The organism is Streptomyces sp. NPDC001700, from assembly GCF_053596435.1.
The window spans coordinates 15,120-32,180 of sequence record NZ_JBSFGE010000045.1; the positions used below are offsets into that span (position 1 = coordinate 15,120).

The window sequence follows — 17,061 nt, forward strand, 5'->3', positions numbered from 1 at the left end:
ACGGGGCGGGCGTAACGGTGGGCGAGAGGCGGCGGGGGCTCAGTCGGAGCCCAGCTCGCTCTCCAGCAGGTCGAACAGTTCTTCGTCGCTGGCCGTGTCGAGGTCGTCGTCGACCTCGGTCGTAGCGTCCTTGGCGGATCCGAGGGCGGAGTTCCAGCGGGCCACCAGGGCCTGCAGGCGCTCGCCGACCCGGGTCTGTTCGTCGGCGTCGGTGTCGGTGCCGGCGGGTGCCGACGCCACCGACGCGAGGAGGAACTCCAGCTTGTCGATCTCGGCGAGCAGCGGGGCCGTGCCCGCAGCCCCGCCACCGGGCAGTTCTGCCCGCAGGTGGGCCACGAGGACTTCCGGTGTGGGGTAGTCGAAGATCAGCGTGGCGGGCAGGCGCAGGCCTGTCGCCGTATTGAGCCGGTTGCGCAGCTCCACCGCGGTCAGGGAGTCGAAGCCCAGTTCCTTGAAGGCACGGTCGGGTTCGACGGTGCTCGCGGAGAGGTGGCCGAGTACGGACGCCACGTGCGAGAGCACCAGGTCCATGAGCGCCCCCTCGCGTTCATCGGCGGAGAGTCCGGCCAGCCGTCGCCCGAGCGACGACGAGTCCTCGGCGACGGGAGTGGTGCCCGTCTCCGCGCGGCGCCGCGCGGGTACCCGTACCAGGCCGCGGAACAGGTGCGGCAGAGTGCCGGACGCCGCGAGGGTGCGCAGTGCCGGGAAGTCCACGCCGATGGGGACGACGGCTGCGGCGGGTGCCGTGAGGGAGGCGTCGAAGAGGGCGAGGCCCTCTTCGGAGGAGAGTCCGACCACGCCGGAGCGGGCCATCCTGTTGACGTCGACACTGTCCAGGTCGCCGGTGAGGGTGGAGCGTTCGGCCCAGAAGCCCCAGGCGAGCGAGACCACGGTCCTGCCCTCGGCCCGCAGCCGGCCGGCCAGGGCGTCGACCGCGGCATTGGCGGCGGCGTAGTTGCCCTGGCCCGGCGATCCGAACACACCGGAGCTGGAGGAGAACACCACGAACGCCGAGAGGTCGAGTGCGGCGGTCAGCTCATGGAGGTGGACGACCGCGTCCAGCTTGGGGCGCAGCACGTGCTCGACGCGCTCCGGTGTGAGGGACGGGATGATGCCGTCGTCCACGGTGCCCGAGGTGTGCACAACCGCGGTGAGCGGGTGGGTGGCGGGCACGGCGGCCAGCAGCCGCGCCAGCGCGCCACGGTCGGCGACGTCGCACGCGGTGATCGTCACTTCGGCGCCCTCGGCGCGCAGTTCCGCCTCCAGTGCGGCGGCGCCGGGCGCGCCGGCACCGCTGCGGCTCGCGATCAGCAGGTGGCGTACGCCGTGCCGGGTGACGAGGTGGCGGCTGACGAGCCTGCCGAGGGTGCCGGTGCCGCCGGTGACGAGCACCGTGCCCTCGGGGTCGAAGCTGGGTTCGCCCGTGGCTTCCCCGGCCGTGGCCGGGGCTTCGGCAAGGGGGGCCCGGGCGAGGCGGGGTACGCGTATCTCGCCTTCGTGGAGGGCGAGTTGGGGCTCTCCCGTGGCAAGGGCCCCGGGTAGCAGCCGCTGGGAGCGCTCGTCGGCGTCGAGGTCGACGAGGACGAACCGGCCGGGGTTCTCGGACTGGGCCGAGCGGACCAGACCGTTGACGGCGGAGCCGACGAGGTCTTCGGCGGGCGCGTCGGGGCCGGTGGCGACGGCCTGCCGGGTGACGAGCACGAGCCGCGACCCGGCGAGGGCGTCGTCGGCGAGCCACTCCTGCAACAGGGCGAGCCCGTCGGCGACGGCGGCGCGGACCAGGTCCGGCAGTTCGGCCGTCGCCGCCCGCGCGTGGGTGAGGGAGACCAGGACCGTGTCGGGCGCGGGCGCCCCGCCGAGCACGTCGTCGCGCAGTGCGGCGAGGTCGGGGAAGACCTCAGGCGTGGCCCCGGCCGCCTTGAGGGCGTCGGCGAGCCCGGTGCCGTCGGTGTCGAGTACCGCCCATCGCTCGCCGCCCGGCAGGGCGGGCGGCGTGGCGGGCAGCGGTGTCCACTCCAGGGCGAACAGCGCGGCGCCGCCGGCCGCGAGGGTGTCCTGCAGCTGCTCGGCGCTGAGCGGGCGGAAGGCGAGCGTGTCGGCGGTGGCCACGGGGGTGCCCGTGCCGTCGGCGACGGTGAGGGAGATCGACTCGTGTCCCGTGCGGACGAGCCGTACGCGCAGTACCGAGGCGCCGGTGGCCCGCAGGGTAAGGCCGGACCAGGCGAACGGCAGCCTCGCGCCGGCGCTGTCGTTCAGGACACCGCCCAGGGCGGAGGCGTGGAGCGCCGCGTCGAGCAGGGCCGGGTGCAGCCCGTAGTGGGCGGCCTCGGAGCGCACGTCCTCGGGCAGGGCGACTTCGGCGTACACCTCGTCGTCACGGACCCATGCGGCGCGCAGGCCCTGGAAGGCCGGGCCGTAGCCATAACCGCCGTCTGCCATCCGCTCGTACAGGTCGGTGACGTCGACGGGCTGTGCCCCGGCGGGCGGCCACGCGACCAGGTCGGCCGGTGCCGTGGGAGTGGCCTGGGCGAGGACGCCGCTGGCGTGACGCGCCCAGGGCCGCTCGGACGAGCTGTCGCCGTCAGTGAGATCGGTCGGGCGCGCGTGCACGGCCAGCGCGCGGCGGCCGGTCTCGTCGGGGGCCTCCACCACGACCTGGAGCTGCACTGCGCCGCGCTCCGGCAGGACCAGCGGTGCTTCGAGGGTCAGCTCTTCGATGGCGTCGCAGCCGACCCGGTCGCCCGCGTGCAGGGCGAGTTCGACGAACGCCGTGCCGGGCAGCAGGGTCACACCGGCCACGGCGTGGTCGGCGAGCCACGGGTGGGTACGGGTGGACAGCAGACCGGTGAAGAGCACGCCGTCGCCGCCCGCGATGTGGACTCCGGCGCCCAGCAGCGGATGCTGGGCATCGTCCAGACCGATGGCCGTGACGGGGTCGAGGGCGGAGTACGGCACGTCCACCCAGTAGCGCTTCCCCTGGAAGGGGTACGTCGGCAGGTCGGCGCGCAGCCTGCCGGCCCCGGCGAACACGGTGGTCCAATCGACGGCGACGCCGTGCGCGTGCGCCTCGGCGAGCGAGGCCAGGAAGCGCCGCTCGCCTCCTTCGTCGCGCCGCAGGGTGCCGACGGCTGCCCCCTGGGCACGCGCGTCGTCGATGGTCTCCCGCACGCCCACGGTCAGCACGGGGTGCGCGGACGCCTCGACGAAGACGCCGTAGCCCTGCTCGACCAGCGCGCGGGTGGCTTCTTCGAAGCGGACGGTCTGGCGGAGGTTCGTGTACCAGTACTCCGCGTCCATCACCGACGTGTCCAGCCAGTCGGCCGTCACCGTCGAGAAGAACGGGACATCCGCGGCGCGGGGCGCAAGTCCCTTGAGAACACTGGACAGTTCAGCGTGAATGGCCTCCACGTGCGCCGAGTGCGAGGCGTAGTCGACGGGGATCCGACGCGCCCTGATCTCCTCCGCCTCGCAGGAGGCGAGGAGGGCGTCCAGCTCGGCGGTGTCGCCGGAGACGACCACGGACGAGGGCCCGTTGACCGCCGCGACAGACAGCCCGTCGCTCAGCCGCTCCCGCACCCGTTCCACCGGCAGCGCCACCGACACCATGCCGCCCAGACCCGACAGCGCCAGGATCGCCTTCGAGCGGAGGGCCACGACCCGGGCCGCGTCGTCGATGGACAGGGCCCCGGCCACGCAGGCGGCCGCGATCTCACCCTGGGAATGCCCCACCACGGCGGCGGGCTTGACACCGTACGAGCGCCAGAGCTCGGCGAGTGACACCATCACCGCCCACAGCGCGGGCTGGACGACATCGACGCGCTCCAGCGCCTCCGCGTCCCCGAGGGCGTCGAACAGCGACCAGTCCACGTACGGCGAGAGAGCGGCCGCGCACTCCCTCATCCGCGCCGCGAACACCGGTGAGGACTCGATCAGTTCGGCCGCCATGCCGACCCACTGCGCCCCCTGCCCGGGGAACACGAACGCGGTGCGGCGTTCGCCACGGGCGATGCCCTGGATCAGCGAACCGGTGCCGTTCCCGGCGGCGAGCGCCGTGAGGGCGTCCGCGAGGGTGGTATGGCCGTCGGCGAGGACGATCGCGCGGTGTTCGAACCGCGTACGGCCGGTGGCGTAGGTGTGGCCCAGGTCGGCGAGCGCGAGGCCGGGACGTGCGGCGAGGTGGCCGAGCAGTCGCCGTGCCTGGTCCCGCAGGGCTTCCTCGGTGCGACCGGACAGGGGTACCGGTACGAGGGCAGGCAGCGAGGACTGCCCCTCCCCGGCGTCCTGACCGCTGGGGGCGGGCAGATCGGGCCGGGGAGGTTCGGGCGCCTCTTCCAGGATCAGGTGCACATTGGTGCCGCTGACACCGAAGGCGGACACGGCGCCGCGGCGCGGTCGGCCGAGTTCGGGCCACGGGATCGATGAGGTGAGCAGGCTGACGGCGCCCGCCGACCAGTCGACGTGAGTGGAGGGTTCGCTCACGTGCAGCGTCTTCGGGAGCAAGCCGTGCCGCAGGGCGAGCACCATCTTGATGACGCCCGCGACACCCGCGGCGGCCTGCGTGTGGCCGATATTGGACTTCACCGTGCCCAGCCGCAGCGGCATCTCGGGGTCACGGCCCTGACCGTAGGTGGCGAGCAGGGCCTGCGCCTCGATCGGGTCGCCCAGCGTCGTGCCCGTGCCGTGGGCGTCGACGGCGTCGACGTCGGCGGTGGACAGTCGGGCGGTGGCGAGGGCCTGGCGGATGACGCGCTGCTGCGCGGGACCGCTGGGCGCGGTCAGACCGTTGGAGGCGCCGTCCTGGTTGATCGCCGAGCCGCGGATGACGGCGAGGACCTCGTGGCCGTTGCGCTGCGCGTCGGACAGACGCTCCAGGAGGACCATGCCGACGCCCTCGGCCGGGCCGAACCCGTCGGCGTCGTCGGAGAACGCCTTGCAGCGGCCGTCGGCGGACAGGCCGCGCTGGCGGCTGAACTCGATGAACGCCACGGGAGTCGACATGATGGTGACGCCGCCCGCGAGGGCCATGGTGCACTCGCCGCCCCGCAGCGACTGCCAGGCGAGGTGCAGCGCGGTCGCCGACGAGGAGCACGCGGTGTCCACGGTGACCGCCGGGCCCTCCAGGCCCAGTACGTACGAGACGCGGCCGGAGATCACGGCGGCGGCGCTGCCGGTGACCAGGTAGCCGTCGACCGCCTCGTCGGAGCCGTAGATGCGGGAGCCGTAGTCCTGGCTGTTGGAGCCGATGAACACGCCGGTGCGGCTGCCGCGCAGGGTGGCCGGGTCGATGCCGGCGCGTTCCACGGCCTCCCAGGCGGTCTCCAGGAGGAGCCGCTGCTGCGGGTCGGTGGCCATGGCCTCGCGGGGACTGATGCCGAAGAACTCGGCGTCGAAGTATCCGGCGTTGTCGAGGAAGCCGCCACCGCGCACATAGCTCTTGCCGGAGGCGTCCGGGTCGGGGTCGTACAGGCTGTCCAGGTCCCAGCCGCGGTCGTCGGGGAACGCGGCGACGGCGTCGCCGCCGGCCGCGATCAGCCGCCAGAGGTCCTCGGGCGAGGCGATGCCGCCCGGGTAACGGCAGCTCATCGCCACGACCGCGACCGGGTCGTCGTCGGGGGGCGTGACCGCGGCGGCGGGCTCGGCCACTCCCGCCCGCACGCCGAGGAGTTCGCCGCCCAGGTACTCGGCGAGCCGCTGGGGCGTCGGGTAGTCGAAGACGAGGGTGGCGGAGAGCGTGAGGCCGGTGCGTGCCTTGAGGCGGTTGCGCAGTTCGACGGCGGTGAGCGAGTCGAAGCCCAGCTCGCGGAAGGCCCGTCCCGCTTCTACCGCCGTGGGGTCGGCGTAACCGAGCACGGCCGCGGCGTTCGTACGGACCAGTTCGACGAGCATCCGCGTACGGTCGTCCGGTGCGGCGGCCGCCAGCCCGCGGACCAGCTCGGACTCCTCGGCCGTGCCGCTGTCCGTGCCGGCGCCGTCCTCGGCCACGGCCTGCGCTTCGGGCAGCGACCGCAGCAGTGGGCTGGGCCGGGCGGAGACGAAGCCGGGCACGAAGCGCGCCCAGTCGACGTCGGCGATGGACACGGTGGTCTCGTCGAGTTCGACGGCCTGCACGAGCGCGGCCACGGCCAGGTCGGGGTCCATCGTCAGGACGCCGCGGCGGCTCAGGTGCTCCTGGGTGCCCTCGCCCGCGGCCATTCCATCGCCGTCCCAAGCGCCCCAGGCCACCGCGGTGGCGGTGCGGCCCGCGGCGCGCCGAAGGTGGGCGAGGGCGTCCAGGTAGGCGTTGCCCGCGGCGTACGCTGCCTGGCCGCCGCCGCCCCAGGTGGCGGAGTTCGACGAGAACAGGACGAACGCGTCGAGGTCGGTGTCGGCGAGGAGTTCGTCGAGGTGCTGGGCGCCAGCGGTCTTCGCGCCGACGATCCTGGCGTACTCGGCGGTGTCGATGTCGGTGAGGAGCGTCGACTGGCCGACGCCCGCCGTGTGCACAACGGCACTCAGCGGCTGGTCGTCGGAGAGCGAGTCGAGGAGGGCAGCGAGCGCGTCGCGGTCGGCCACGTCGCAGGCCGCGATGGTGACGCGCGCGCCCAGCTCGGTGAGACGGGCCTCCAGTTCGGCGGCGCCGTCGGCAGCCGGGCCGCGGCGGCTGGTGAGCACCAGGTGCTCGGCGCCGTTCCGGGCGAGCCAGGTGGCCACGTGACCGCCGAGGGCGCCGGTGCCGCCGGTGACCAGCACGGTGCCACGGGGCTGCCAGGTCCGGGTGGGGGCGGTGTCACCGAGGGGTGCGCGCTGCAGGCGCCTGCCGAACATACCGGAGGTGCGCAGGGCGACCTGGTCCTCGTCGTCGACCCCCGCGAGCACGGCGACGAGGCGCTTTCCGGCGCGCTCGTCGGCGGTGGGCGGCAGGTCCACGAGGCCACCCCAGCGGTCGGGGTGTTCGAGGGCGGCGACCCGGCCGAATCCCCACACGTGGGCCTGGGCGGTCGCGATGGGCTCCTCGTCGAACGGCAGGGCGACGGCGCCACGGGTGGCCGCCCACAGCGGGGCGGTGAGCCCGAGAGCGCCGAGTGCGCGGAGGAGGTCGAGGGTGGTGGCGGCGCCCCGCGGCACGACGAGATGGTCGGCGTGGGGCCGTTCGTCCAGCGGCAGCAGGGTGAACACACCGGCCGCTTCTCGGCCGTCGAGGGCCTCGGAGATCCGCTCGGTGAGCAGGTCAACGCCACCTTCGTCCCCGCCGAGTTCGAGCGTGACGACGTCCGCTCCGGCGGCCGTGAGGGCGGCGGGCGCGGCCTGCTGCCAGGCGTGTCCGGCCAGGTCGGCGTGGGCGACGACGAGCCAGGTGCCGGTGAGGGCGGCGGCTGCGGGCTCGGTGACGGGCTGCCAGGTGACGCGGTAGCGCCAGGAGTCGACAGTGGATCGGCGGCGGCGGCCCTGACGCCAGGCGGACAGGGCGGGCAGCATCTCGCCGATGGACTCCTCGCCGACGCGCAGCGCACCGGCAACAGCCGTCAGGTCGCCCCGCTCGACGGCGTCCCAGAACTCCTGCTCGCCTTCGTCGGCGGCGCCGGGGGCCTGCCACGCGGCCGCGGGCACGTCGAGCCAGTAGCGCTCGCGCTGGAAGGCGTAGGTGGGCAGGTCGACGCGGGCCGCGCCGGGGAACAGCGGTTGCCAGTCGACGGGCACACCGCGGGTCTCGGCTTCGGCCAGCGCGGTGACGAACCGCCCGATGCCGCCCTGGTCGCGGCGGAGGGTACCGGTGACGACGGCCTGTGTGCCGAGGTCCTCGACGGTCTCGGCGACCGGCACGGTGAGTACGGGATGTGCGCTGACCTCGATGAACGCCTGGTGTCCTGCGCGGACGAGGGCCCGGACGGCGGAGTCGAAGCGGACGGTCGTGCGCAGGTTGGTGTACCAGTGGCCGGCGTCCATGACCTCGGTGTCGAGGAGGTCGCCGGTCACCGCCGAGTACAGCGGTACCTCGGCGGGGCGCGGCCGGATGCCGGTGAGGGTCTCGGCGAGTTCGTCCTCGATGGCTTCGACGTGCGCGGAGTGCGAGGCGTAGTCGACGGGGATGCGGCGGGCTTGCACCCCGTCGGCCTCGCAGGATGCCAGGAGGGAGTCGAGGGCGTCGCTGTCGCCGGAGACGACGACCGAGGTCGGGCCGTTGACGGCGGCGACGGACAGGCCATCGGTCAGCCGCTGTTCGACCTCATCGAGCGGCAGCGGTACCGACACCATGCCGCCCAGGCCCGACAGCGCCAGGATCGCCTTCGAGCGGAGGGCGACCACCTTCGCGGCGTCCTCGAGGGACAGGGCTCCGGCCACGCAGGCCGCTGCGATCTCGCCCTGGGAGTGGCCCACGACCGCGGTCGGCCGCACTCCGTACGAACGCCACAGGTCCGAGAGCGACACCATCACCGCCCAGAGAACCGGCTGGATCACATCGACGCGCTCCAGCGCCTCCGCGTCCTCCAGGACGTCGAACAGGGACCAGTCGACGTACGAGGACAGAGCGGTGGCACACTCTCGCATCCGCTCCGCGAACACCGTTGAGGACTCGAGGAGTTCGGCGGCCATGCCGACCCACTGCGACCCCTGCCCCGGGAACACGAAGACGGGCCGGTCGGCGCCGCCCTGGGCGGTGTGCTCCACCACGCGGGGGTCGGGGGTGCCCGTGGCGAGGGCGTCGAGGGCGGCGAGCAGTTCCTCGTGGTCGGTGCCGACCACGACGGCGCGGTGCTCCAGGCGGGCGCGGGTGGTGGCGAGTGAGAGGCCGATGTCGCCGGGCGTGGCATCGGAGGCGGCGACGTGGGCGCTCAGGCGGCGCGCCTGGTCGCGCAGTGCCTCGGCCGTCTTGGCGGAGAGCAGCCACGGCACGACGGCCGGGGCGGCCGTCGGCCGCGCCTGCTCCGTGGGTTCGGGTTCGGTCCCGGGCTCCTGCTCGACGATGACGTGGGCGTTGGTGCCGCTCACGCCGAAGGAGGAGATGCCGGCGCGACGCGGCCGGTCCGTCTCCGGCCACGGGCGGGCCTCGGTGAGCAGTTCGACGGAGCCTTCGGACCAGTCGACGTGCGGGGTCGGTTCGTCCACGTGCAGCGTCTTGGGCAGCGTGCCGTGGCGCATGGCCATGACCATCTTGATGATGCCCGCCACGCCCGCGGCAGCCTGGGTGTGCCCCATGTTCGACTTGACGGAGCCGAGCCACAGTGGCTGGTCGGCGTCGCGGTCCTGGCCGTAGGTGGCGAGCAGGGCCTGCGCCTCGATCGGGTCGCCCAGCGTCGTGCCCGTGCCGTGGGCCTCGACCGCGTCCACGTCCGCGGGGCTGAGCCCGGCGGACGACAACGCCTGGCGGATGACGCGCTGCTGCGAGGGTCCGTTGGGCGCGGTCAGGCCGTTCGAGGCACCGTCCTGGTTGACGGCGGAACCACGGACGACCGCGAGAACCTGGTGTCCGTTGCGGCGCGCATCGGACAGCCGCTCCACCAGCAGCAGACCGACGCCCTCGCCCCAGCCGGTGCCGTCCGCCGCGCCCGCGAAGGACTTGCAGCGGCCGTCGGCGGCCAGCCCGCGCTGGCGGCTGAACTCGACGAACGTACCAGGTGTCGACATGACGGTGACGCCGCCGGCAAGGGCCATGGCGCACTCGCCCGTGCGCAGCGCCTGGACCGCCAGATGCAGGGCCACCAGCGACGACGAGCAGGCCGTGTCGACGGTGACGGCGGGGCCTTCGAGGCCGAAGGTGTAGGAGACCCGGCCGGACGCGACGCTGCCCGCACTGCCGTTGCCGAGGTAGCCCATCACCTCGTCGATGCCCTCGCCGGACGCGCCGAGCGCCAGGGTGGAGTAGTCGTGGTACATCACCCCGGCGAACACGCCCGTACGGCTGCCGCGCAGTGACGCGGGGTCGATACCGGCACGCTCGAACGCCTCCCAGGCCGCTTCGAGGAGGAGCCGCTGCTGCGGGTCCATGGCCTGCGCCTCGCGCGGGCTGATCCCGAAGAACGCCGGGTCGAAGTGGTGGGCGTCGTATACGAACGAACCCGACCGGGTGTACGAGGTGCCGTTGCGCCCGGGCTCCGGGTCGTAGAGCCCGTCGAGGTCCCAACCACGGTCGCCGGGCAGTTCGGCGACCGTGTCGGTGCCGGACGCGACGAGCCGCCACAGGTCCTCCGGCGAGCTGACGCCGCCCGGGTAGCGGCAGCTCATCGCGACGATGGCGATGGGTTCGTCGGCAGCCGCGGCCGGCTGTGCGACGGTGCCGGGCTGCGATCCGGTGCCGAGCAGCTCGGTCAGCAGGAAACCGGACAGGGCGGTGGGCGTCGGATAGTCGAAGACGAGGGTGGCGGGCAGGCGCAGGCCCGTGGCCGCGTTGAGCCGGTTGCGCAGTTCGAGCGCGGTGAGGGAGTCGAAACCGAGGTCGCGGAAGGCGCGGCTGTCATCGACCGAGTCCGGCCCTGCGTAGCCGAGCACCCCGGCGACACTCGCCCGGACCAGGGAACGCACCTCGATCTCCCGCTCGGCGGTGGGCCGTGCGGCCAGGCGCCGTGCCAGCGACGAAGCGCCGTCGACGGCGGTACCGGCGGCGCGCCGCACCGGCACCCGTACGAGGTCGCGCAGCACAGTGGGTACGTCGGCGAGGCCGGCCCGGGCCTGGGAGCGCAGCACGGCCAGGTCGAGGCGGACCGGGACGAGCACGGGCCGGTCCGCGGCGAGTGCCGCGTCGAACAGGGCGAGACCGTCCTCGGAGGTCAGTGCCGCGGCACCGGCGCTCTCCCGGCGGGCGAGGCCCGCGTCTGTCAAGTGGTCCGTCATGCCGGAGCGTTCGGCCCACAGCCCCCAGGCGAGCGAGGTCGCGGGCAGCCCGAGGGCACGTCGCCGCGCGGCCAGCGCGTCGAGGAAGGCGTTGGCGGCGGCGTAGTTGCCCTGGCCCGCGGCGCCGACGGTGGACGCGGCGGACGAGAAGACGACGAACAGCGACAGGTCGGCGTCACGCGTCAGCTCGTGCAGGTTGACGGCGGCGTCCACCTTGGGCCGCAGTACGTGGTCGACGCGCTCGGGAGTGAGCGAGGAGAGGACACCGTCGTCGAGGACGCCGGCGGTGTGCACGACGCCGGTCAGGGGGTGCTCGGCGGGCACGGCGGCGAGGAGCGCGGCGAGGTCGCCGCGGTCGGCGACGTCGCAGGCCGCGAGGGTCACCTCGGCACCCAACTCGCTCAGCTCCGCGGCGAGTTCGACGGCACCGGGGGCCGTGTCGCCGCTCCGGCTGGCGAGCAGCAGGTGTCGCACTCCGTACGCGGTGACGAGATGCCGGGCGAACAGGCGGCCGAGGGTGCCGGTGGCGCCGGTGACGAGCACCGTGCCGGTGCCGGGGACGGTCGCGGCGGCACCGGAGACGTCTGCCCCGGTTCGGGCGAGGCGGGGAACCAGGAGGGCGTCACCGCGGAGGGCGAGCTGCGGCTCGCCGAGGGCGACGGCCGCGCGTACCAGTTCGGCGGGCACGCTGTCGCCGTCCTCACCGCTCTCGCCGTCGGAGTCGAGGTCGAGCAGCGTGAACCGGTCCGGGTTCTCGGACTGTGCGGTCCGTACGAGTCCCCATACGGGGGCGTGGGCAAGGTTCGGCACCCCGGCCCCGGGCTCAGCGGCCACCGCACCCCGGGTGACCACCACAAGCCGCGCTCCGGCGAACCGTTCATCGGCCAGCCACTCTTTGACGACCGCCAGGGTTTCGTACGCGGCGGCCCGCACCGCGGCGGGCAGCGCCGTGCCGTCGGCGCGGTCCAGCCGCCCGGGGCTCCACAAGACGGTCGTCGGTACTGAGGCTTCGGCGCCGAGGACGGCGAGGCTCTCGTACCGGTCGGCGCCGAGGGCAGACCGCAGTCCCAGATCGTCGGCGCCGAGGACGGCGAGTCCGCCGTTGGCTGCGGTTCCCCGCGGCGTGGTGACGGGCCTCCAGCGCAGGTCGAAGAGGGCTTCGTGGGCGTGCGCGGGCTGTGCGGCACCGCCGTCGGCGACCGGTCTGAGCGCCAGGACGTCGACCGACGCGACAGGGGCACCCTGCTCGTCCGCCACGTGCACGGCCACGCCCCGAGCGCCGGCGGGGGAAAGCCGCACCCGCAGCGCTGTGGCGCCCGTGGCGTACAGCGACACCCCGCTCCAGCTGAAGGGCAGCAGCGCCTGCGCACCGTCCGCTCCGACGTCGAGGAGACCGAGTCCGACCGGGTGCAGGGCCGCGTCGAGCAGCGCCGGGTGCACCCCGAACCGGGCTGCCTGCGCGCGCTGTTCCTCGGGCAGGGTGACCTCGGCGAACACCTCGTCGCCGCGTCGCCAGGCCGCTCGTACGCCTTGGAAGACCGGCCCGTAGCCGAGACCGACCTCGGCGAGCTGCGGATACAGGGACTCCACGTCGATGGGGACCGACTCGGACGGCGGCCAAACGGCGAGGTCGAAGCCCGCCCCGGCGCCCCCGCCTTCGACGAGGGCGCCACTGCCGTGCCGGGTCCACGGCTGGTCCTCACCCTCCTCATCAGGGCGTGAATACACCGTGAAGGGCCGCCGCCCGGCGTTCTCCCCCGGCGACACCACGACCTGAACCTGCACACCGCCACGCTCCGGCACCACCAGCGGCGCCTCCAGCGTCAGCTCCTCCACCCGGTCACACCCGACCAGGTCCCCCGCCCGTATCGCCAACTCCACGAACGCTGTGCCCGGCAGGAACACCGCACCGGACACCACATGGTCGGCCAGCCACGGATGGGTCCGCACCGACAGCCTTCCGGTGAGCACCACACCGTCGGCGTCCGCCAGCGAGACCACGGCACCCAGTAGCGGATGATCGGCCGTCCTCAGCCCCACCGACGCCACGTCACCGAAGAACCCGGTAGCGGCCTCCGGCCAGTACCGTTCGTGCTGGAAGGCGTAAGTGGGCAGGTCGACGCGGCGGCCGCCGGCCAGCAGCGGCGACCAGTCCACGGGCAGGCCTCGCACCCAGCCCTCGGCCAGAGACGTGGCGAACCGGTCCATGCCGCCCTCGTCGCGGCGCAGGGAACCCAGGACCAGCGCGTCGATCCCCGTGTCGTCGAGGGTCTGCTCAACCCCGGCGGTCAGGACGGGGTGGGCGGATGTCTCGATGAAGAAGCGGTGGCCCTGTTCGGCCAGCGCCTTCGTGGCCTCCTCGAAGCGGACCGTCTGGCGGAGATTGGTGTACCAGTACTCCGCGTCCATGACCGTGGTGTCCAGCCAGTCGGCGGTCACCGTGGAGAAGAACGGCACCTCGGCCGCCCGGGGCTCAAGCCCCGCCAGGACATTCAGCAGTTCGCCGTGGATGGCCTCCACGTGCGCCGAGTGCGAAGCGTAGTCCACCGGGATGCGGCGGGCCCGGATCTCATCCGCCTCGCAGACGGTGAGGAGGGCGTCCAGCTCGGCGACGTCACCGGAAACGACCACGGATGAGGGACCGTTGACCGCCGCGACGGACAATCCCCCGGTCAGCCGCTCCTCGACCTCCTCCACGGGCAGTGCGACGGACACCATGCCGCCCAGACCCGACAGCGACAGGATCGCCTTCGACCGCAGGGCGACGACCTTCGCGGCGTCCTCGAGGGACAGCGCCCCCGCCACACACGCCGCGGCGATCTCACCCTGCGAATGCCCCATCACAGCGGCGGGCTTGATGCCATGCGACTGCCACAATCCGGCGAGCGAGACCATAACGGCCCACAGCACCGGCTGGACCACGTCCACCCGCTCCAATGCCTCGGCGTCACCGAGCACATCGAACAGCGACCAGTCCACGTGAACCGACAGGGCGTCGGCGCACTCGCGCATGCGCTCCGCGAACACCGGTGAGGATTCAATGAGTTCGGCCGCCATGCCGACCCACTGCGAGCCCTGGCCTGGGAAGACGAGGGCCACCTTGCCCCGCAGGTCCGCGACGCCCTGTACGACACCAGCGACGGGCTCGCCCTCGGCGAAGGCGGTCACCGTGGACGTCGGGTCGGTGGCGACGACGACGGCACGGTGGTCGAGGGCGGCACGCGTCGTGACCGTCGAGTAGCCGATGTCGAGCGGGGAGAGATCCCGGTGGCCGCTCAGGTGGTCGCGCAGCCGCGCGGCCTGTGCGCGTACGGCGGTGTCGGTCCGGCCCGAGAGGGCCCACGGCACCACGGCGGCGTGCGGCGGGGTGGGCTCGGCCGCGGCGTTCGCGTGTGCCTCCTCGCGCCCGCCTTCGTTGACGCCCTTGTCGCCCCCCTCGCTCCCGGCCTCGTCCACCGCCTCGGGAGCGGGCGCCTGCTCCAGAATGGTGTGCGCGTTGGTGCCACTGACGCCGAACGACGACACGGCCGCGCGGCGCGGCTGTCCCGTCTCGGGCCACGGCCGTGCCTCGGCGAGCAGTTCGACGGATCCGGCGGTCCAGTCGACGTGTGGGGTCGGCTCGTCCACGTGCAGGGTCTTCGGCAGTGTGCCGTGGCGCATCGCCATGACCATCTTGATGACACCGGCGACACCGGCCGCGGCCTGCGTGTGCCCGATGTTGGACTTGATGGAGCCGAGCCACAGCGGACGGTTCTCGGGGCGGCCCTTGCCGTAGGTGGCGAGCAGGGCATGCGCCTCGATCGGATCGCCGAGCGTTGTCCCCGTACCGTGCGCCTCGACCACGTCGATGTCGGCCGGCGCGAGACCGCCGCTGGTGAGGGCCTGGCGGATGACACGCCGCTGAGAGGGGCCGTTGGGCGCGGTCAGGCCGTTCGAGGCACCGTCCTGGTTGACGGCGGAACCACGGACGACCGCGAGAACCTGGTGTCCGTTGCGGCGCGCATCGGACAGCCGCTCCACCAGCAGCAGACCGACGCCCTCGCCCCAGCCGGTGCCGTCCGCGGCGGCGGCGAACGGCTTGCAGCGACCGTCGGCGGCCAGGCCGCGCTGGCGGCTGAACTCGACGAAGAGGCCGGGCGCCGACATTACGGTGACGCCACCGGCGAGGGCCATGGCGCACTCTCCGGTGCGCAGCGCCTGGACCGCCAGATGCAGGGCCACCAGCGACGACGAGCAAGCCGTGTCCATGGTGACCGCGGGGCCTTCGAGGCCCAGGGTGTAGGAGACCCTGCCGGAGAGGACTGCTGCGGCGTTGCCGGTGCTGAGGTAGCCCTCGACTCCCTCGGCATCGGCCCCGAGCAGCGTGTTGATGTAGTCCTGACTGTTGATGCCGGCGAAGACGCCGACCGGACTGCCCTTGAGCGACAGCGGATCGATGCCCGCGCGTTCGAACGTCTCCCACGCCACTTCGAGCAGCTGTCGCTGCTGCGGGTCCATGGCCAGTGCCTCGCGCGGCGAGATACCGAAGAGTGCCGGGTCGAAGGCGCTCGCGCCGTCGATGAAGCCGCCACCTCGCACATAGCTGGTGCCGGAAGCGTCCGGGTCGGGGTCGTAGAGACGCTCGAGGTCCCAGCCGCGGTCCTCGGGGAAGCCACCGATCGCGTCGGTACCTTCGGCGACGAGCCGCCACAGATCCTCGGGCGACCCGACGCCGCCGGGGAAGCGGCATCCCATGGCCACGATCGCGATGGGTTCCTGGCTCGCGGCCTCCATGTCGCGCAACCGCCGGCGCGCTTCATGCAGATCGGCGGTCACCCACTTGAGGTAGTCACGAAGTGTCTCCTCGTTCGCCACTTAACGCCACCTCTCCGGAACCGACAGCATCTGCGCGGCCGTCGACGAGACTTGCCCTGCTGGGATCGTGATCGGCGTGGCCGGCGCACGCCACACGCAGCCCTGATGCCGCTGGGTACCGATACGCCAGCGGCCGAATACGCATGCGTACACATCGGTGGTTGCACCAGCAATAGGAAGGAGACTTAATTCCCGTTCCAATTCAGGGCATGACCACGCGATGCTATTTTTCATTGCTGTTACGCTATTCGCGCGGAGGCGGCGGGAACAACCCCTATCCGCCCCTACCGAAACAGGCCGAGAACCCCTCTGACCTCCGGTTCTTCGTGGCCTGGCCGACCCCTGAGGGGCCGGCCAGGGCGGCTAGCGTCCGAGCTCGCGGTGGATGAAGTCGAAAAGCTCGTCGTCGGTGGCGTCGTCGAACTTCGCCGTCCCGTTCGCACCATCCTGCTCCGCGTCCGCGTCGGCGAGCCGGGCGGCGAGGACCTGCAGGCGTTCGGCGATCCGAGTCCGGGCCAGATCGTCGGAGACCCCTCCGGCCAGGGCGCCTTCGAGCTGCTCCAGGGCGGCCATGCCCACGGCGGTGGAGTCCCCCGCGCCGTCGCTGAGACCGGCTCCCAGCTCCTCGGCGAGCACAGCCGGTGTGGGGTAGTCGAAGACCGCACTCACGGCCAGGGGCAGACCGGTGGCCGTGGCCAGCTGGTTGCGGATTTCCACCGCGGTCAGCGAATCGCAGCCGAGTTCACTGAATGTACGGGCAGGGTCGAGGGCGGCGGAATTCGCATATCCCAGCACGGCCGCGGCATGCACGCACACCAATTCCAACAGCGCACCCGCCCGTTCACTTTCCGGCAATTGCGCGAGGCGCTGACGAAGTTCGGCAGATTCCTCTCGCGGAGCGCTGCCGTCTGTGGTGACGTGCTCGCTCGGGCGTCGTACTTCCGGTATCCCGTCGAACAACGCGACACGCCCGCCGGTCCCGAACCGCTCCCAGTCCACATCGGCCACGGCCACGACCGCGTCACCACGGTCGACCGCCTGCCGCAGAGCCGCCAGAGCACGCTCCGGCACCAACGGCGACAGACCACCCCGCCGAGCCCGCTCCTCGACCTCCCCCGACGCCATACCACCACCGGCCCACGGCCCCCACGCCACCGACGTCGCGGCAAGACCCAGCGCACGCCGATACTCAGACAGCGCGTCCAGATACGCATTGGCCGCCGCATAACTCGCCTGCCCCATCCCACCAATGACACCAGCGAACGAGGAGAACAGCACGAACGCCGACAGATCCATATCCCGGGTCACGTCGTGCAGCACCCACGCCGCATCCGCCTTCGCCCGCAGCACCCCCGCCACCCGCTCCGGCGTCAACGACTCCACCACGCCGTCATCCACCAC

The 17,061-nt window shown here is 72.9% G+C and carries 2 protein-coding genes; both read right to left on the reverse strand.

What is annotated here, in order from left to right; genetic code table 11:
* Positions 1-39: 39 nt before the first annotated feature.
* Positions 40-15,660 carry a type I polyketide synthase gene (locus ACWC5C_RS40925; RefSeq protein ID WP_450884245.1) on the reverse strand — a complete coding sequence of 5,207 codons (15,621 nt, stop codon included), beginning with the start codon at positions 15,658-15,660 and terminating at the stop codon, positions 40-42.
* Positions 15,661-16,023: 363 nt separating this feature from the next.
* Positions 16,024-17,061: KR domain-containing protein (locus ACWC5C_RS40930; protein WP_450884247.1), on the reverse strand; the 1,038-nt coding region annotated here is incomplete at its 5' end.